Origin of the sequence: Acetobacter sp. KSO5, from assembly GCF_044094635.1 — a bacterium.
Taxonomy (GTDB): Bacteria; Pseudomonadota; Alphaproteobacteria; order Acetobacterales; family Acetobacteraceae; genus Acetobacter; species Acetobacter cerevisiae.
The window spans coordinates 3,064,603-3,081,988 of record NZ_CP172014.1; the positions used below are offsets into that span (position 1 = coordinate 3,064,603).

Annotated in this window: 16 protein-coding genes; 11 read left to right on the plus strand and 5 right to left on the minus strand. The window is 56.9% G+C overall.

What is annotated here, in order from left to right:
- Positions 1 to 15: 15 nt before the first annotated feature.
- Positions 16 to 798: a tetratricopeptide repeat protein gene (locus ACHQGU_RS13885; RefSeq protein WP_395495393.1), complete on the plus strand. Its 783-nt coding sequence runs from the start codon at positions 16 to 18 to the stop codon at positions 796 to 798.
- A 229-nt stretch (positions 799 to 1,027) separates the two neighbouring features.
- Complete coding sequence (gene bfr / locus ACHQGU_RS13890) at positions 1,028 to 1,513, plus strand: bacterioferritin (RefSeq protein ID WP_179193820.1); 486 nt, start codon at positions 1,028 to 1,030, stop codon at positions 1,511 to 1,513.
- A gap of 50 nt (positions 1,514 to 1,563) precedes the next feature.
- Here bfr and ACHQGU_RS13895 read toward each other — a convergent pair whose 3' ends face one another.
- On the minus strand, positions 1,564 to 1,920 hold the full coding sequence (locus ACHQGU_RS13895; protein ID WP_395495394.1) for an ArsC family reductase: 357 nt from the start codon (positions 1,918 to 1,920) through the stop codon (positions 1,564 to 1,566).
- Between the two features lie 61 nt (positions 1,921 to 1,981).
- On the opposite strand from ACHQGU_RS13895, the gene ACHQGU_RS13900 reads away from it, so the two are divergent.
- The 6 genes from ACHQGU_RS13900 (at position 1,982) to ACHQGU_RS13925 (ending at position 10,919) form a co-directional block, all read left to right on the plus strand.
- Positions 1,982 to 2,281: a YtcA family lipoprotein gene (locus tag ACHQGU_RS13900; RefSeq protein WP_252354015.1), complete on the plus strand. Its 300-nt coding sequence runs from the start codon at positions 1,982 to 1,984 to the stop codon at positions 2,279 to 2,281.
- 6 nt (positions 2,282 to 2,287) lie between these two features.
- Positions 2,288 to 3,337 (plus strand): multidrug transporter subunit MdtN, encoded by a 1,050-nt coding sequence (mdtN, locus tag ACHQGU_RS13905; RefSeq protein ID WP_062142955.1) that lies wholly within the window; start codon positions 2,288 to 2,290, stop codon positions 3,335 to 3,337.
- Positions 3,318 to 5,135 carry an FUSC family protein gene (locus tag ACHQGU_RS13910; RefSeq protein ID WP_395495395.1) on the plus strand — a complete coding sequence of 606 codons (1,818 nt, stop codon included), beginning with the start codon at positions 3,318 to 3,320 and terminating at the stop codon, positions 5,133 to 5,135. Before mdtN ends, ACHQGU_RS13910 begins: the two co-directional genes overlap by 20 nt.
- A complete protein-coding gene (locus ACHQGU_RS13915) occupies positions 5,132 to 6,742 on the plus strand; it encodes a TolC family protein (RefSeq protein ID WP_395495396.1) in 1,611 nt (536 codons plus the stop codon). The genes ACHQGU_RS13910 and ACHQGU_RS13915 overlap by 4 nt, the downstream gene beginning before the upstream one ends.
- 150 nt (positions 6,743 to 6,892) lie before the next feature.
- Positions 6,893 to 8,503 (plus strand): carbohydrate porin, encoded by a 1,611-nt coding sequence (locus ACHQGU_RS13920; protein WP_395495397.1) that lies wholly within the window; start codon positions 6,893 to 6,895, stop codon positions 8,501 to 8,503.
- A gap of 376 nt (positions 8,504 to 8,879) precedes the next feature.
- On the plus strand, positions 8,880 to 10,919 hold the full coding sequence (locus ACHQGU_RS13925) for an FUSC family protein (protein ID WP_395495398.1): 2,040 nt from the start codon (positions 8,880 to 8,882) through the stop codon (positions 10,917 to 10,919).
- 13 nt (positions 10,920 to 10,932) lie between these two features.
- Here ACHQGU_RS13925 and ACHQGU_RS13930 read toward each other — a convergent pair whose 3' ends face one another.
- From ACHQGU_RS13930 to ACHQGU_RS13945, 4 genes are all read right to left on the minus strand, one after another.
- Positions 10,933 to 11,139, minus strand: coding sequence for a hypothetical protein (locus ACHQGU_RS13930; protein ID WP_062249110.1), 207 nt, complete (start codon positions 11,137 to 11,139; stop codon positions 10,933 to 10,935).
- Between the two features lie 459 nt (positions 11,140 to 11,598).
- The gene (locus ACHQGU_RS13935; RefSeq protein ID WP_395495399.1) at positions 11,599 to 12,186 is read right to left on the minus strand and encodes a DNA-3-methyladenine glycosylase I; all 588 of its coding nucleotides are present in this window, start codon (positions 12,184 to 12,186) and stop codon (positions 11,599 to 11,601) included.
- Positions 12,187 to 12,225: 39 nt separating this feature from the next.
- Positions 12,226 to 12,660 carry a cupin domain-containing protein gene (locus tag ACHQGU_RS13940; protein WP_395495400.1) on the minus strand — a complete coding sequence of 145 codons (435 nt, stop codon included), beginning with the start codon at positions 12,658 to 12,660 and terminating at the stop codon, positions 12,226 to 12,228.
- Positions 12,661 to 12,713: 53 nt separating this feature from the next.
- The gene (locus ACHQGU_RS13945; protein WP_395495401.1) at positions 12,714 to 13,733 is read right to left on the minus strand and encodes a zinc-binding alcohol dehydrogenase family protein; all 1,020 of its coding nucleotides are present in this window, start codon (positions 13,731 to 13,733) and stop codon (positions 12,714 to 12,716) included.
- A gap of 100 nt (positions 13,734 to 13,833) precedes the next feature.
- Here ACHQGU_RS13945 and ACHQGU_RS13950 point away from each other — a divergent pair, with 100 nt between their 5' ends.
- The 3 genes from ACHQGU_RS13950 (at position 13,834) to ACHQGU_RS13960 (ending at position 17,336) form a co-directional block, all read left to right on the plus strand.
- Positions 13,834 to 14,187: a winged helix-turn-helix transcriptional regulator gene (locus ACHQGU_RS13950; protein WP_395496446.1), complete on the plus strand. Its 354-nt coding sequence runs from the start codon at positions 13,834 to 13,836 to the stop codon at positions 14,185 to 14,187.
- A 93-nt stretch (positions 14,188 to 14,280) separates the two neighbouring features.
- Positions 14,281 to 16,314 carry a lipase family alpha/beta hydrolase gene (locus ACHQGU_RS13955; RefSeq protein WP_395495402.1) on the plus strand — a complete coding sequence of 678 codons (2,034 nt, stop codon included), beginning with the start codon at positions 14,281 to 14,283 and terminating at the stop codon, positions 16,312 to 16,314.
- On the plus strand, positions 16,314 to 17,336 hold the full coding sequence (locus tag ACHQGU_RS13960) for a DUF4105 domain-containing protein (RefSeq protein ID WP_395495403.1): 1,023 nt from the start codon (positions 16,314 to 16,316) through the stop codon (positions 17,334 to 17,336). Before ACHQGU_RS13955 ends, ACHQGU_RS13960 begins: the two co-directional genes overlap by 1 nt.
- The last annotated feature ends 50 nt before the right edge of the window (positions 17,337 to 17,386 follow it).

Sequence of the window (17,386 nt, forward strand, 5' to 3'; positions counted from 1 at the left end):
TAAGGAGCGGAGATCATGTCAGGGCCGGGCGTATGGCAGCAGTTGTTTTCACGGCCACATAAAAACAAAAAGCCTGCCCAGCCCCCTTTGCCGGAACAGATAGACGCCATTCGTCAACGCGCGGAACGGGGCCATCATCTGGATCAGGTTTTATGGGGGAAAGTGCTGCTGAATAGTGCCTATGTCACGCCTGATCACTCTAAGGCCCTGGTCTGGTTCACTATGGCCGCCAATGCCGGATACGGCCCTGCGCACAATATGATAGGCCGGTGCCACCATTTTGGGTGGGGGTGCAAGAAGGACCTGCAACAGGCCGCTCACCATTATGAAACCGCTGCCAGCCTCGGCGATGAATGGGGCCGTTATAATCTTGGCATTCTGACCATGCGTGGCCTTGGCATTCCGCGTGACATGAAAAAGGCGCTCGGGCTTTTTACAACAGCGGCACACAACGGGCACGCCAAGTCCATGAACCTTCTGGCACGCTTTTTGGAAGAAGGCTGGGAGACACCTCAGGATAAAGGGACGGCTTTAGTCTGGTATCGCAAATCCGCTGAAGGCGGCGATTATCGCGGCTGCCATAACTACGCCACAGCTCTGGCCGACGCCGGGCATGTGGATGATGCCCTACACTGGTGGCGGCAGGCCCTCCCAGATGCCACGTCAGATATTCTTCTCGCCATGGATCGGGCTTTGACCAGTCTGGGCGAGGCAGGAGATCCCACGCTTTACACAGCCTTGCAGGAACGCCTGCAAACCCTCCCGCCACACACCCAATCAACTTCCGTCACACTCTGACAAGTCTGCCCTCCTCAGGCAGCGCTGCGAGCACTCCTGAGACCACTCACATCTCCGTGACCTGGAAAACATCACTTTTGCAGAAGTATCTGATAAGAAATACCTCTTGTTGATAGTGAGACTTAATTCCTATATTCTATTGATATAAAAGCGTTTTTTATTTGCCTTCTATAAAAGGTTGCGTTACATGCTGGCCCTAAGTTCTCAACTTGAACAGAAAGTCCGCATCATGGTTAAAGACGCAAAAGTTATCGAACATCTGAACACCCAGCTCACAAACGAGCTGACGGCCATCAACCAGTATTTCCTGCATGCCCGCACACTGCGCCACTGGGGCGTGACCCTGCTGGGCAAGAAGGAATATGAAGAATCCATCGAAGAAATGCGCCACGCCGACTGGCTGATTGAACGCATCCTCTTCCTGGGTGGCCTGCCGAACGTCCAGCGCCTGAACACCATCCTGATTGGTCAGGACGTGAAGGAAATTCTGGAATGCGACCTGAAGCTTGAAGAAAAGGCAATTGGCGACCTGCGTGAAGGCATTGCCTATTGCGAAAGCGTGCGGGATTACGTCTCTCGTGACCTTCTGCTGAAAATCCTGACGAACGAAGAAGAGCATGAAGACTTCCTCGATCGCCAGTTCGACCTGATCAAGCAGGTTGGCATTGAACGCTACATCCACCTGAACTCTGCTGCAGCTCCTGATCAGGACTAATCCTGTTCTCCCCTGCCCCCGGCTTTTCTGGCCGGGGGCAGTCGGCGCTCCTAGCGCGCCGCAAATGTCTGAGCGTAAAGTTCCGGCTTAAATCCCACCACAACAGAACCAGCCTCCAGAACGGGCCGTTTGATCATCGATGGCTGAGCCAGCATCAACGCCAGAGCTTTGGTCGCATCCAGATTGCTTTTCTGGTCTTCCGGTAGTTTGCGGAAGGTTGTTCCCGCACGGTTGAGCAGCGTTTCCCACCCCACCACATCCATCCATTTTTTCAGATGCGCGGCGTCAATGCCCTGACTTTTATAGTCATGGAACTGATAGGCCACACCGTGCTCGTCCAGCCACGTCCGGGCCTTACGCATGGTGTCACAACTCTTGATCCCGTAAATCACGACTGGTGTTGCCATCTACCGTCCTCCCATCCTTTCACTATAAGCTTCTTGCCTCTGGCTGAACTGATTGACAGACTTGTCAAAATTATACCACTTTGCAGCCATGCTTCGTTTGTCCATCCGCCCATTTGGCATCAGTTCTGCTCTTCTGCTTGGCGGATGCACAGTACAGGGCGCCCCTTCTTTTTCACTGGTCGGTGCGTATTTTCCAGACTGGATGCTGTGCGGCATGATCGGCATTGCCGCTGCTGTCAGCCTGCGCGTGGTTTTTGTGCTGACTGGCGTTGATGCCATACTGAGCCTACGCCTGTTTACCTACCTGTCCCTCGGGGTTATCACCGCCTTGCTGACATGGCTCATCTGGTTTGGACCGTAGAGTATTATGAAGAAAGTCTCTCTTTCCACAACCAGCCCAATCGGGCTCGCCATTGCTGCGGTCTGCATTCTCGGTGCCATTGGTCTGGGTGTGTACGTCTCGCGTCAGGACAGCGCCTACCCCTCATCCGATAGCGGCTCCATTGATGCCGAAGTGGTGCATATGGCTTCCACGGTCGGCGGCCGCCTGATTGCATTACCTGTGCACGTGAATCAGGCCGTTAAAAAGGGAGCCCTCCTCTACCGTCTTGACCCGGAACCATACGAACTAGCCGTGCATCAGGCAGAAGCCAATCTGACCTTGGCAGCCGCGGAAGTGGAAAACCAGAAACGCCTGCTGGCTGTCAAAACTGCCAATGCGGCTGTTGCGCAGGATCAGGCGACCCGTGCGCAGACCAATCATGATCTGGCAGCCCGCACAGTGGAACGCCTTAAACCTTTGGCCGGCCACGCCTATATCCCCTGGCAGCAATATGATCAGGCCCGTGTGGCGTTGAATGATGCCGCCATTTCCCTTTCCCAAAGCCATCAGCAGGCCGATGCCGCACAAATTGCCATTGGCGATCTGAAAAGCTCTCTTGCCGCCCAGCAGGCTGCACAGGCCATGCTGGATCAGGCCCGTTACGCCCTGCGCCAGACAACCGTCGTTGCCCCGACCGATGGCTACGTCACCAGTCTGCGCGTCAAGGAAGGGGAAATTCTGGCTCCCTCTCAGGTTCTTTTCACACTGATTGCCAATGATGCCTGGTACGCCAGCGCCAATATTCGGGAAATCACCCTGCCGGCCATCACGCCGGGAGACTGTGCAACAGTCTATTCCATGATTGACCGCCGCACGCCCTTGCGCGGCCATGTGGAAAGCATTGGCTGGGGTGTCGCTTCATTAGAGTCCGCCGGTCTCGCCCGTGGACTGCCATTGGTCCCGCGAGAGATGGACTGGGTGCATGTGGCGCAGCGCTTCCCCGTGCGCATCCGGCTGGACCCGGCGGACCCACGCCTGCTGCGGCTTGGTGCCACAGCCACAGTCGAGATCCGGCATGGCGAAGCCTGCCACTAACAAACCACCTCTGACGGCGGCCCGCCTCTGGCAGCTTGTCACGGAGCGCGCGCCCGGCAGGGGCGGCAACGCTCTGCGGGTTGCGGCGGCCTGCACCACAACTGTGCTGGTGGGGGAGATCTGGCAAGTGCCGGACATTGCCGTGCCCGCCCTTGTCACCATGGCCCTGTGGCAAAAAGACCGTGTGACCAATGTGCTGGCCGGGCTGGCCGTTAACATCCTGTTTGGCGTCATCATCCTCATGATGTTCGGGCTGATGCACCTGACGCTAGACCACCCGATGGGCCTTGTCATCGCCACCGCCGTTTTATCTTTCGGGTTCTTTTTCCTCGGCTCCGCCAGCAAGCTGAAGCCTGTAGCCTACATGCTGGGGCTGGTCGTAGTGTATGCCATGATCGCCATCGGGAATGTGCCCTTTGGAGAACTGGCAACCCGCGCCCTGCTCTATGCCGATCTGTTTATTCTGGTGCCGGGTGCTGTCATGGTGTGCCTCGCGCCCTTCATCTGCCCGTCTCCCAAAACCATTCTGACCCGCACCATTGCCCACCATCTGCGCCTGAGTGCTGCCCTGCTGCGCAACCCTGAAGATGAGCAGACGTGTGATCAGGCCGAAGCCCTGCTACGCGACGGGACAAAGGGCATGATGATGTCCCTGAAAATGGCAGGACTGGAAAAGCTTTGGCGCAAGCAGGATCTTGCCAGCCTGCAACAAGCCATTCCACGCAGTATCGGTGTTCTGGCCCTCGCCCATGCTGCTGCGTGTGAGGCAACAGACGCATCTGACACGTACCCTGACGCTCCAGAATCCCTGATTGAAACCCTGCTTGAAATGGCAGATATTTTTCAGAGCGGAGGCTATCCAACCGATATCGGGCAACCTCCTGTGCCGTACACCTCCCCGGCTCTTGCACAGATCGCTGCGTTGCTGCCAGATTTTACGAAACCGATAGAAGACGAGTCCTCGGAAAAAGCCAAAAGCAAACCCTCTTCCTCCGGTTTTTTCGCACTGGATGCCTGGACCAACCCGGAGCATGTGCGCTTTGCCGTGAAAGGCACCGCAGCTGTGATGCTCAGCTATTTTATCTTCAAAATTCTGAACTGGGACGGCATCCACACCTGCATCATCACCTGTTTTATTGTCGCACTCCCCACCATGGGAGAAATGATTTCCAAGCTGACCCTGCGTATCAGCGGAGCTCTGGTTGGGGGCGCGCTGGGCATCCTCTCCATCATTTTCGTGATGCCGCATCTGACCAATATCGCCGCCTTTCTGGCGCTCATTTTTGCAGGCTCTCTCCTGGCTGCATGGGTTAAGTCCGGGGATGAACGGATTGCCTATGCAGGCTTCCAGATTGGTCTGGCCTTTTTCCTGTCAGACCTGAAGGGCTATGGCCCGACATCGGACATGACAACAGCGCAAGACCGCATTATCGGCATTCTCCTTGGAAACTTCATTACCTATGCCGTTTTTACCAGCTTCTGGCCATCCAGTGCTTATGACAAAATCCGGGATAAAGTTTCCGCCGCTCTGAAGGCGTTGCAGGCGCAGTTCAATGCTTCCTCTGTGCAGGATGAACTGCAACAGGCCGCCGCCGTGCAAAGCGCGCTGGCACAGGCCGAACGTATGATTGAATTTGCCAGCGTTGAGCCCATCCATCTGCGCGCCAATATGGATGAACTCGCCAGCTATCAGGCCATCACCAGCCAGATCTCCTGCCTGACAGAAGACGGTCTGATCCCCGCCCGACGCCCCGCTGCGTCTGCCCAACTCGCCTCTCTGGACAAGGTGGTGTCATGACCCGCTTCTCCCTTCGCTCAGTTCGCCTGACCACAAGCCTGCTTTTTCTGCTGGGAGGTTGCGCAACGGAAGCTCTGAACAGCGCACCGGACCGGCCAGATGCACCATGGCAGCCCAATGTGTCCGACAAAGGCGAACTGCTGCCGGGCAAAAACAAACACGCGCTTGCTCTGCCTGCGGGTTACACACTGCCTGCCAACGAAACCATTGCCCCGCGCCCGGCAGATGCGGATGTCAGCACAACGCACACTTATTCCCTGCCGGAACTGATTGACCTTGCGCAGTCGGCCAACCCCACTACCCGGCAAGCGTGGAACACTGCGCGCGATGCCGCTCTGGCTGTGGGCATTACCCGCACAGCCTATCTGCCGCATTTAAGTGCGACTGTGGTGGGCGGTTATACACACCAACACAACAACGGCAACAATCCCAGCCTGAGCAATGCCGGGCATATCGGAAACGTTATCAATAACGGGATTAATCAGGCGGAATCCCTTGGAGACGGCGTCCGCAATCGCAATTCCGGACATGGCGAAGTGCAGACGCTCAGCATGCAGTGGCTGCTGTTTGACTTTGGCAAGCGGGAGGCCGTGGTCAACGCCGCCAAACAGACGCAGCTCGCCACCAATATTCTGTTTACGGCGGCGCATCAGAAAGTCATCTACGCGGTGGCACTGGCTTTTTATACCCATGCCGCGGCAGCCGCCCGCGTTACGCTGGTGCAGCAGGCTTTGGACAATGCCCGAAAGGTGCAGGCGGCGGCTGAAATGCGCCTTAAGCAAGGGCAAGGCACCATTGTGGATGTGACGCAGGCTCAGCAGATGACGGCACAGGCAGAGCTCCGGCTTGTGCAGGCCCAGAATACCGCAGAAAATACCTATCTGGACCTGATGACCGCCATGGGGATTTCCCCTAATACACGCCTGCAAACACAGGATATTTCAAACCGCCCGCTGACAATGGCCGACATGCGCCTGACAGATGATATGGTCCGGCAGGCCGTCGCGCAGCGCCCAGATGTTCTGGCAGCCTATGCTGCGACAAAAGCCTCACAAAGCAATATTGCCGCTGCAAAAGCCGAGTTTCTTCCAAAGGTTTTCCTATCCGGCAACGTTGCCTACACCACCGGCCATCTGGCGCTGTCTTCCGTGCCCGGCATTGGTGCAGATTCCAACCCAACTCTGAACCTGTCGACCAACAATTTCAGCAGCCTTATTCTGGGTGGCATTACCGTGCCGGTGTTTGATGGTGGCATGCGGGCTGCGATGTTGCGGCAGGCCAAAAATCAGGCGGATAGTGCTCAGACCCTTCTGCGTAAAACTGTTGATGAGTCCGTGAAACAGATTGTCATGGCAGAAAACAGCCTGCATGGCAGCCTGAGCGCCTACACAGCGGCAGGCCACCTGCAAACCGCAGCGCAAACCAGCTTTAACGCCGCCTTTGCCGCTTATCGGAACGGGGTCGGGTCCATCACGCAGACCACGCTGGCACAAACAGGTCTGCTGGATGCGCAGCTTGGCCATTCAGACACCTATTATGCCGCCCTGATTGCAGCTGCCAGTCTGGCCTTTGCAACCGGCGCTCTGGGCGATGCACCGCAGAACTAACACCCTCCTCCTCCTCACACACAACCCGCCCATGGTCCGGCAGAACCGCAAGAGACTTTGACCTCAGAGGACAGGGCAGTAGAATGGCAAAAACTGTCATCGCAAACAGGAGTGTTGTTTAGAACGCCTCCCACAGGAAACCAGTGCATTATGCGGGCCGCCTTTCTGACCAGCCTCCCGGGGCATACAGAGCAGCGTTTCAGGCGGCCTCGCCTTGCATCCCGCACTCTTCTGTCCCTTCTGGCCTGCCTGCTCCCGGCAACCGGACTGGCACAAAGCCCGGTGGATGATCAGGCCGAGCGGGACCAGCAAAGTCTGGGAAACTCGGCCCCATTCATGAATCAGTCCGCCATGGGCATCGGCATCAATGCTTTGCATCTGCCGCGCGCCAGCAAAACCGGCAATGATGATCTGGACACCAGTGACAACCTGCTGGGCACGATGGGCGGCCTGCGGACGTGGTTGTATAAATACGGCATCACGTTTGAGATGGAAGATGTGGAAGAACTGTGGGGCAACACCTCCGGCGGGGCCCCCAGCACCATGGATGCGCGGAGCGGGAAAGGCTCCGGACCGGCCTATGATGCCATCACGGCCCCGACCCTGACCGTTGATCTGGAAAAACTGATTGGCCTGAAAGGTGGCATCTTTACCATAAGCGCCCTGCAGACCCGCGGACGTTCCATCACGCAGGATCATCTGGCCAACTTTAACCCCGTCAGCAGTTATGAAGCCGACCGCTCCACGCGCCTGTTTGAACTCTGGTACCGGCAGCTGTTCTTTAACGGCAAACTTGGCGTCAGGATCGGGCAGCAGAATCTGGAATCGGAATTCATGCTGACTGAATATGGCGGGCTGTTTCTAAATTCCAATTTCGGCTGGCCCATGGCGCCTTCTGTCAATTTGTATAGTGGCGGACCCTCATGGCCTCTGTCATCACCGGCTCTGCGTGTCCGTTATCACCTGACCCATGCCTGGACCCTTCTGGCGGCCGTTGCGGATGATAACCCTCCGGGCAGCCGCTATAACGCCTTCAACATCCAGAATGGCGGCAACGCAGCGGACCCCACCAATCAGGTCACGCATGATGGCAGCGGCACGCGCTTTAATACCGGCACCGGCGCGTTGCTGATCGGGGAATTGCATTACACGCTCAACCGCCAGCCAGAAGACCTCTCGGACGCGACCAAAGATCCCGGCCTGCCCGGCATTTATAAACTGGGCGGTTTTTACGACACCGCGAATTTTCCGGATTATCGTTACAATACGCACGACCAGTTGATGGGGAAAAACGGCGGTTCCCCACGCTGGGACCGGGGAAACTGGATGGTCTATGGCGTTATTGACCAGATGGTCTGGCGGCCTTCCTATAAATCCGATCGCTCTCTGGGTCTGTTTGCCCGCGCCACGGGAAATAGCGGGGACCGCAATCTGGTGAGTTTTGCAGCGGATGCCGGGCTGAACCTTAAAGCGCCTTTCCTGAGCCGCCCGAACGATACATTTGGCGTTGGCTGGGGCATTGGCCGCTCCAGCTCTGGCTGGCGTCAATATAACCGGAACGCAGGCAGCCTTATCCCCGGCAATGAAAACCATCTGGAAGTGACGTATCAGGCGGAAGTTCAACCCTGGCTGGTTATCCAGCCGGATTTTCAGGAAATCTGGAACCCAATGGGCGGCAAAGCGGACCCCCGTTATCCCTCTACCGGGCGCCGCATTGGCAATGAGACGGTTTTCGGCCTGCATACAAGCGTGACGTTCTAAGCGTCTCGCTGTCCCTGTTGAAGTGCAGGCCAGAATATGAGATGAGTATGTTATAACGTATAATTTCAGAGGATCAGTGTGCCCGAACATCTTTTGGCCTGATACGCCGTTTCGTGGCGACACCCCGGACTCACCACCCGCCTGCCCTGCGTGCGGTGTCCTCTCGCATCAAGGGCTTTTCTCTTCCAGCATTTCCTATCCCGCAAAATGACCACATCCCGGTGTGGTCTGCTTTTTTGCTTGCAGAAAACGTCCCTCTCTCCGGCATGATGGCGGACGGCTTTCTGCCTCTGCCATCTTCCGTCCTTCCACCCTTCAGCCTTAACTGTCCATGAAAACAAACCTGCCTCTTTCTCTGCCCGGAAAACAGACTTTCATGCGTGCGCTCTCTCGCACCCTGATGCCCTCCGCCATTGCACACTGGCTGGGTGTGCGGGCCATTGCCATCGCACCGGAACAGGTGGCCGTGCGGGAAGGGCTGCGCGCGGGGGTAGCTGTTGGCACCGTCATGCTGCTGGCGCTGTACCTGCACATGCCCCTTATGGCGTGGTCCGCCTTTGCTGCGTTCTGGACCTGCCTCGTGGACCCCGGCGGCCTGCTGCGCTCCCGGCTGGAAACCATGCTTAAATTTGCAGCACTTGGCACAGTCATCAGCGGGTCCGTCTCCGCAGCCGCAGGGTTTGGGATGCTCCCCGCCTTTGTGGCACTCGGCGTGAGCGTTCTGGGCTGTGCGCTCCTCCGCCTGCGCGGGGCAACAGCCACGCAAATTGGTGTTCTGGCAGCCATCGTCGCAGTGGTAGCGGTCTGTTATCCCTTTCCGCCAGAAGTAGCCGTGCGGCTGTCCGGCCTGTTTGCACTGGGGGCCATCTGGGCCACTTTGATCTGCGTTCTGGCATGGCCGGTAGACCCGTATATGCCTTTGCGGCTGGCCTGTTCCGCCGTGCTGCGGGAAGAAGAACGCATGACGCGCCGTCTGCTGGACTTCATGAAACCCGGCGGCCCGGATATGGAGCAGGAAAGTGCGTCCATCGGGGCGTTCCGGCGGGAAATCCGCAGCCGGATTGAACGGACACGTGGCCGCATTGAGATTTTGTCCGCTGACGCCATCAGCAGCAGAACCCGCGCCACCCTTCTCCCGGCTATTGAAGCCTGTGACCGGATTTTTATCGCGCTGATCGCCTTTGAACATGCCGTCTTATCGGGCGAGACCTCCCACGCAGCCCGCCGCACGGTGCGCGTTGTCACCACAACATTGCACCGCATGGCGCGAGAGGCCCAGCGCCCGGAACCTCGGCCCGAGCGCCTGCATCGCCAGCAGCGTCTTCTGGCCCGCATTGCGGAACAGGATGCAGATCTGTTTGGCAAAGGGGCACATGTCTGTGCACGAGCCGTGCAGGAACTGATCACCGCCTGGCAGACCCTCTCCACCTCGCACGCTCAGCCTGCCGGGCAGACAAAAACTGGCGCACCACGCTCTGTTGCCTTACCACGGGCGCAAGGCGTGCGACACGCTGCGCGGCTCTCTTTTTCGGTGCTGATAGCGTATGCCATTTCTCTCAAGCTTGACCTGCCTTACGCCTACTGGGCGATGATGGCCGTCGTTGTTGTCACGCAGCCCAGCGTAACAACTACCCTCCCCCGTACCATTGAGCGCGTTATTGGCAGTATTGCAGGCGGCCTGCTGGCGGCGGTGATGGGCGTGCTCCTGCCGGTCTGGAGCATCCTGCTGCTAATCTTCCCGCTGGCAGCGGCAACTATTGCGCTGCGGAGCGTCAATTACACCTTGTGCGTGATGTTCATGACCCAGCTTTTCGTGCTGGTGACGGATCTGGTCAGCCCCGGTCTGGGGTGGGATGTGGCGCTGGCGCGCGCCATCAACAACATTATCGGCAGTCTGGTGGGGCTTGCAGGCTGCTTCCTGCTTTGGCCAGAACGCCGCGGTGCCCCTCTGGCCGCACAGGTGGCCGATGCGTTCCGGGCCAATATCCGTTACGCAGCACTTGCCACAGGTCCGGAAATCCTGAGCTGGCACCAGATTGAAAGCGCACGCCGCAAGGCTGGCACCACCAGCACCGTTGCGGAAATTCAGTGCCAGACTGCACGGCTGGAAGGGCTCCGCCGCTCCGACCAGATCGGCAAAGCACGAGAAATCCTCTTTTTGTTACGGAAGCTGGCGGGCGCTGCCAGTGTCTGGTGGATGGAAAAAACACCAGAGCCTACCCAAGCAGTCCGGCAGCGGGCAGACTTGTATAGCCGTCTGGCGGAACGCTTTGACCCGACAGATCAGTCCTCGTCTAATGCTGCACCACTGGCGGACGCCAGGCTGGATGATCTGCTCACATTGTTACGGAAACTGGATCTGGCGGATCTGGACGACGAACACATTAAGGCTGTCAGTCAGGGGCACCCCCTCTGACTGACAGCCCTGTTTACGCGGCGTAAGAAACAGCCTGATTTTGGCGGAACGTCTGCGCGACCTGACGAGCCAGCATCGCCACATCAGGCTTAATGGCGTTGTGCAGCGCACGCACACTCTCATGAGCCGCATAAAAGCGCTGCCCCTGGTCACCACTGAGCTGAATAGCTGTTCCCAGAAAAACGCCGTCTATTTCGATAATTTTTGAAGTACGTATCATGACTGACCTCGAAAACAAAAACCCCTTGAGGGGTGTCTCCGCCGGCAGTTTCACTCCCGGCGGATTATAGAGTGTGCCTGTTCTGCACACCATGACCTTTGATCTGCTGCATTCGCACGCAACATCGCGGGTCCCTGCACATTCGCAGCGTCATCAAAACCGCTCCCTGATTTCATTACTGCCTCACGGTGGTGAGGTGAGCCCGACCCTATGAGCAAAAATGCGGCTCGTCAATAAAAACACGATTATAATAGTTGTTATGTTTCTATTTTATTAAATTTAGACGATTGATATTTGTGGATATTTATTTCTTGTTTTTCAATAAATTAAGACTTTATGCGCCAACAAAAATCCAAAATTCCTATTGAGAATGCGACCCATCCATCCACTTCAGAGACTTCACATTTTTGCGAGACTCGGAGTTCAACTGCCTTTGATCGTATTTAACACCAAGCCGATTTAACTCTCGGCATCATACCGGAAACAGGCGGGGTCATGATCCACCACCATGCCCACCGCCTGCATCCATGCGTAAACAATCACAGGACCAACAAACTTGAAGCCTCGCTGCTTCAAAGCCTTAGAGAGAGCCTGAGACGCAGGCGACTGGGCCAGTACCTGCCCTGTTGTATTGACCACCGGCGCACGGGGAACCATTCCCCAGCAGAACGCAGAAAAATCCTCGCCCTGCTCCTGCATGGCCAGATAGGCCCGCGCATTCCCGATTGTCGCCTGAATTTTGGCCCGCGCCCGAATAATGCCGGGGTCCTGCATCAGACGCTCGACATCGGCTTCATCAAAGCGCGCCACCTGCTCAGGATCAAACGCAGCAAAAGCTTTCCGAAAACCCTCGCGCCGCCGCAGAACCGTCAGCCAGGATAAGCCCGCCTGAAACCCCTCCAGCATCAGCATTTCCCACAGCATGCGGCTATCATGCACCGGGACGCCCCATTCTTCGTCATGATAGGTGCGCAAAAGCGGGTTTGTCTCCGCCCAGCGGCAGCGTGTGACAGGAGCGGTGGAGGAGGACGGACTCTGACTTTTCATATTGTCTTTCTATACGGTCCTGCTGCCAGCGTCATGCCTTCAGAGACTTTTGATAAAACCCACAGGCGTGCCATCCGCAGGATTGATAAAAACCACATCATCCGGTGCCCGACGGGGTGTATCAATGGCCAGAAAAATGACCGGATCACGCAGAATACGCGGCAGGGCATGCACAGCCCGCCGCGGGAACACCAGCAGGTGCCCCGGAGCAAAGGGGGCCTCATCCGCCGGATCATCAATCCAGAATGTCCCCTCCCCGGAGAGGACATGGAGGACTTCATCACACTGGGTGTGATAATGAGGCGGAATATCCCGATAAATCCGAAACACTCTGATACTGGCTTCGGATTTATCCGTCAGATAGGTATCCAGAAGCATGGTCTCAGCGGTTTCCGGGAAAGCCGCTGCAATTTTAGTGAGGTCAAACCGTCCGCCACTGCGGTTTAAGGTCATTATATGCTCTTCTTCAATCACGAACGTTTTTCTCCAACTCTGAGCAGTTTCTGCAAAACGGTTTTATCCGGACCTCAGGCCGGAAAGCCTTCAAGCACAATCTTCCCTTTTGCCTGACCGCTCTCAATCACTGCATGCGCCTCGCGCAAATTGGCCGCTGTGATTTTGCCGAAATTTTTACCAAGTGTCGTGCAAAGACGCCCTTCATCCACAAGACGGGCTACGTCGTTCAGCAGTTTTCCCTGTTTGCCAATATCTGCTGTTCCAAACAGTGAGCGGGTAAACATGAGTTCCCAGTGCAGGGAGAGGCTTTTCTTTTTGAAGGGCACGGCATCAAGGGTAGCCGGGTCATCAATCAGACCGAAGTGGCCTTGAGGCGCAAGCAAGTCCACAATATCTGCCACATGCTGATCCGTCTGGGTCGTGGAGAAAACAAAACCGGGGCTACCTGTTGGCAGTGCAGCAACCTGCGCAGCCAGAGGCTTGCTGTGATCAACCACAAAATGTGCCCCAAGGGATTTCACCCATTCCTGCGTTTCAGGGCGAGACGCTGTGGCAATAATCGTAATATCCGTCAGGACTCTCGCCAGTTGTATGGCCATAGAACTAACCCCGCCTCCGCCACCAATGAGAAGAAGAGACGGCTTCACACCGGGAACGGACCGCCGGATATCAAGGCGATCAAAAAGCATTTCCCAGGCTGTAATGGCTGTCAGCGGCAGGGCCGCCGCTTCAGCCCAGTTCAAAGAACGAGGTTTACGACCGACAATCCGCTCATCAACGAGATGGAACTCCGCATTGGTCCCCGGTCGATCGAGAGCACCTGCGTAAAAAACCTCATCTCCAATAGAGAAATCCGTAACATCAGGCCCGGTCGCAACAACAATCCCGGCAGCATCCCAGCCCAGAACCCGCCATTGACCCTCCTCCGGCGTTGCGCTGCGACGGACTTTTGTATCGACGGGATTGACCGAAACAGCCTTGATTTCCACCAGAAGGTTTCGTCCGGCAGGAACAGGCTTTGGCAGATTGATGTCCTGCAAAGAAGCCGGATTTTCGATGGGAAGAGGTGTCTGATAACCGATGGCGCGCATGAGTTCTGCTCCTCTGTTGAGTCAGGAACACCGTGAGCGCTATGCTCTTGCCACACAAGAACGCACTTTTAACGCCCATAGTATCGGAAATGATACCGTCATGACCCGTATTCGTCATAAATCACTTGCGTGCAGCCCCGGCTGTGCTGTTGAGGCGACGCTTCAATATATCGACGGAAAATGGAAAGGGGTGATCCTGTATCACCTGCTTCAGGGAACCCTGCGCTTCAACGAAATCCGCAAGCGCCTGCCCAATATCACCCAGCGGATGCTGACAACGCAGCTGCGCGAACTGGAGCATGACGGATTTGTTCTACGAACGGTTTATCCAGAAGTTCCCCCGAAGGTGGAATACAGCCTGACCGAACGGGGGCTTACGCTGGAGCCAGTGATCGTGGCGCTCAAAAAATGGGGAGATGAAAATACCGAGTTCGGACAGAGCACGCCGCCATAACCGGGGCTGAAACGACCAGACAATCATTTCAGCATGGCACAAAACCCTGTAGGGTCCGCGCAGAGAGCGACGAAAAACAATTTGCGACAGGTTATGAACAGGTTTTTTTCCAGAATCACCACCAGACAACTGGTGTTCAGCGCAGCCTTTCTGTTTGTGTCCGGATGCGCTTCTCCTGTTTCCGTCGCTCCGCTTTCCCTCCGGCAGGCCTATCAGGAACACAGCCAAAGTGCACTCAGTGGCAGCAGGCTCAGCAATACCACTCATACGGTTCTCCAACTGCAAAACCTGCTGAGTGCATGGGAAAACCACCCTAAAGAGACCATCGCCACCCTCCGCAGTCTGACACAGGCCCATTTTTATGCGCAGGGTCTGGCTGACCAGCTTTTTGCCCTCGCTGAACTCAGCTACATGCACGCCCACCGGCATGCAGACCGGGCCGAATTCATGGCAGCCGCCCTGTATGCTTACGCGTATCTCAACCCCAATGGCGCGGAAAACGAACGGCCAAAAGCGTACGACCTGCATGTCCGGCAGGCCTGTGACCTCTATATGCTGGCGCTGACAGAAGCCTTTGGCAGCCCCGTCAGCCTCACACCCCAACGCTGGACGTTACCGTTCGGCACGCTGGATCTGAGTACGACGCCCAGCCAGTTGGTGTGGCATGACCATGTGTTGCAGGATATTCGCCCCATGGCCCGGCTTTCCGTCCGGGGGCTGGAAAATGTTTACAGCCATACCGGACTTGGCGAACCCGCCGGTGCACTCCCTCACATGGACCACCCGGAAAGCCGCTCTTTCCAGATTACGGAAAAGCTGAGGGTACCGCTTAACCTTCTCCTGTCACTCAATCATCCACGCCAGCAGGTGTTGACCAGCACCCTGCGCGGCAGGCTGGATCTGACAGCTATTGATGAAGACCTGAGCGAACATACAACACCCACCACTCCGGCAGCGCCACAACCGGTCCCCTTACAATATGATCAGACAGCGGCTCGCGCGCTCAGCCTGAGTGACGCAATGGACTGGTCCTCGGAATATAAAGGGTTTCTGGACGGGCGTTTTTTTGACAATGGCCGCACACCACAACTGGCCACCATAGAACCGCATCAGGTCGGGCGGATGCCAGTCGTACTCATCCACGGCACCGCTTCAAGCCCGGCCCGCTGGGCCAATATGGTGAATGACCTGCTGGAAGACCGGGACATTCGCAAACATTACGAATTCTGGTTTTTCTCCTACGCCACCGGAAACCCAATCCCTTATTCCGCTCTGCAACTCCGCCACGCCATTGCGCAGGCGGTAGCGGACCTTGGCGGCGTCAAGGCGGACCCTGCGCTGGGGAACATCACGCTCATTGGGCACAGTCAGGGCGGGTTACTGGCCAAGATGCTGGTCATTAACAGCGGAGATGCGTTGTGGAACGGCCTGATCCCCCGCCCGCTGTCATCCCTGAAGCTGACGCCGGATGCCAGGACGTTGCTGCAGGACGCTCTGTTTCCCACACCTCTGCCGGAAGCAAAGGAGGTTGTGTTTATCTCCACCCCGCAGCACGGCAGTTACATGGCCAATTTCTCTCTGGCGCGTCTTGTCGGGCGGATGGTGAGCTTTCCGCTCACTGTGCGTGAAGTCACCAAACAGGTTCTGGTCAGTGACCCGAATGTCGCTCGGCTCAACATGAATCCCTGGCGGGTGGGAAGTGTGTACGGCATGTCTCCCCATAGTCTCTTCATCCAGTCTCTGGCCTCCATTCCAGTGGTGCCGGATGTGCGCACCCATTCCATCATTCCTGTTCTGGGCAATAAAAGTCTGAAAAATTCTGATGATGGCGTTGTGAAGTATGAAAGCGCGCATGTGCCGGATGTGGATTCTGAACTGGTCGTCCGCCACTCCGGCCACTCCACACAGTCCAACCCGATTACCATTGCTGAAATCCGCCGTATCCTCCGCAACCATCTGGCCCGCACGCAGGGCGGCACTCTGGAAGGCGGATTGATAAGCCAGAGTGATATTACCGCCATTGGCGGCCAGTTTGTCCCCACACGCGGCAACGGCCCCGGCACAGCCGAAACGCCCGATGGCATCCTGCCTTCTATTCCGCCAGTGCCCGCACAGGTGAGCCACTAATGCCGCAGACGTCCAACAAACCCGCACACGGCAGACGCTGGGCCCACTGGTTTGCGGGGTGTGCCACCTTCCTGCTGGGAGCGTTTGGCACACCGGCTCTCTATTATTCCACGTTGGAGCCGGATGCGCTGCGACTGGGGCTGACCTGCCTGTTTCCGCTGGTTCTGGGCACAGCGTTCTTTCTGCGCACGCACCAGACGGCCCGGCTGGCGCTGGCTGGCGTGAGTGCCGCGTTTGCCGTCTGGTATGTGACGGACCCACCGAAAAACAACCGGGACTGGGCCGGAGAATATGCGGTGCCCGCCAGTGTTTCACTGGAGGGGCGAACGGTACATCTGCACCACGTCCGCAATTTTATCTACAAAACACCCAGCGACTATACAGCCCGTTATTATGATGCGGATTATGCGCTGGATGACCTCTCTTCCGTCGATCTGGTTACGTCCTACTGGGCGGGGGAAAGCATTGCGCATGTCTTCCTCAGCTTCGGCTTCAGGGACGGGCGGCATGTAGCAATGTCCATTGAAACGCGCCGCCAGAAGAAGTTTCCCTATTCCGCCATTGCCGGCTTCTTTCACCATTATGAACTGTTTTACGTTGTGGCCGATGAGCGGGATCTGATTGGTGTGCGCACGGACGTGCGCAAGGAGCGCGTCTATCTGTATCGGCTCCTTCTCTCACCAGAAGCCAGAGAACGCCTGTTCAACAGCTATCTGCAGGAAGTCGATCACCTGTCCCACACGCCGGAGTGGTATAATACGCTCACATCAAACTGTACCACGGGCATTTTGACGCGCGCGCAGGCCAGCTTCCGTTACCGACTGGACTGGCGGATTCTGCTCAGCGGCTATACGGCCTCTCTCGCCTACAAGCTGGGCCTGCTGGATACCCATCTGGACTTTCGCACGCTGCATGACCGCAGCCGGATTCAGCGGCCAGAGGGTGCCACGCCCGGCCCGGACTATTCCACTCAAATCCGGCAGACTCTGCCTCTGGAAACAGATCCGTCTTCCAACAGATAAAGCCGGGAGCCGGATTTCCGGAAAAACGATACCTTTCCGAAACAGGCTAT

Bases quoted from the DNA above. Each gene is read 5' to 3' on its own strand.
- ACHQGU_RS13930 (WP_062249110.1), bottom strand. From the start codon at position 11,139: ATGATACGTACTTCAAAAATTATCGAAATAGACGGCGTTTTTCTGGGA.
- mdtN (WP_062142955.1), top strand. From the start codon at position 2,288: ATGAAGAAAGTCTCTCTTTCCACAACCAGCCCAATCGGGCTCGCCATT.
- bfr (WP_179193820.1), top strand. From the start codon at position 1,028: ATGGTTAAAGACGCAAAAGTTATCGAACATCTGAACACCCAGCTCACA.
- ACHQGU_RS13935 (WP_395495399.1), bottom strand. From the start codon at position 12,186: ATGAAAAGTCAGAGTCCGTCCTCCTCCACCGCTCCTGTCACACGCTGC.
- ACHQGU_RS13915 (WP_395495396.1), top strand. From the start codon at position 5,132: ATGACCCGCTTCTCCCTTCGCTCAGTTCGCCTGACCACAAGCCTGCTT.
- ACHQGU_RS13945 (WP_395495401.1), bottom strand. From the start codon at position 13,733: ATGCGCGCCATCGGTTATCAGACACCTCTTCCCATCGAAAATCCGGCT.
- ACHQGU_RS13920 (WP_395495397.1), top strand. From the start codon at position 6,893: ATGCGGGCCGCCTTTCTGACCAGCCTCCCGGGGCATACAGAGCAGCGT.
- ACHQGU_RS13925 (WP_395495398.1), top strand. From the start codon at position 8,880: ATGCGTGCGCTCTCTCGCACCCTGATGCCCTCCGCCATTGCACACTGG.
- ACHQGU_RS13950 (WP_395496446.1), top strand. From the start codon at position 13,834: ATGACCCGTATTCGTCATAAATCACTTGCGTGCAGCCCCGGCTGTGCT.
- ACHQGU_RS13885 (WP_395495393.1), top strand. From the start codon at position 16: ATGTCAGGGCCGGGCGTATGGCAGCAGTTGTTTTCACGGCCACATAAA.
- ACHQGU_RS13910 (WP_395495395.1), top strand. From the start codon at position 3,318: ATGGCGAAGCCTGCCACTAACAAACCACCTCTGACGGCGGCCCGCCTC.
- ACHQGU_RS13960 (WP_395495403.1), top strand. From the start codon at position 16,314: ATGCCGCAGACGTCCAACAAACCCGCACACGGCAGACGCTGGGCCCAC.
- ACHQGU_RS13955 (WP_395495402.1), top strand. From the start codon at position 14,281: ATGAACAGGTTTTTTTCCAGAATCACCACCAGACAACTGGTGTTCAGC.
- ACHQGU_RS13895 (WP_395495394.1), bottom strand. From the start codon at position 1,920: ATGGCAACACCAGTCGTGATTTACGGGATCAAGAGTTGTGACACCATG.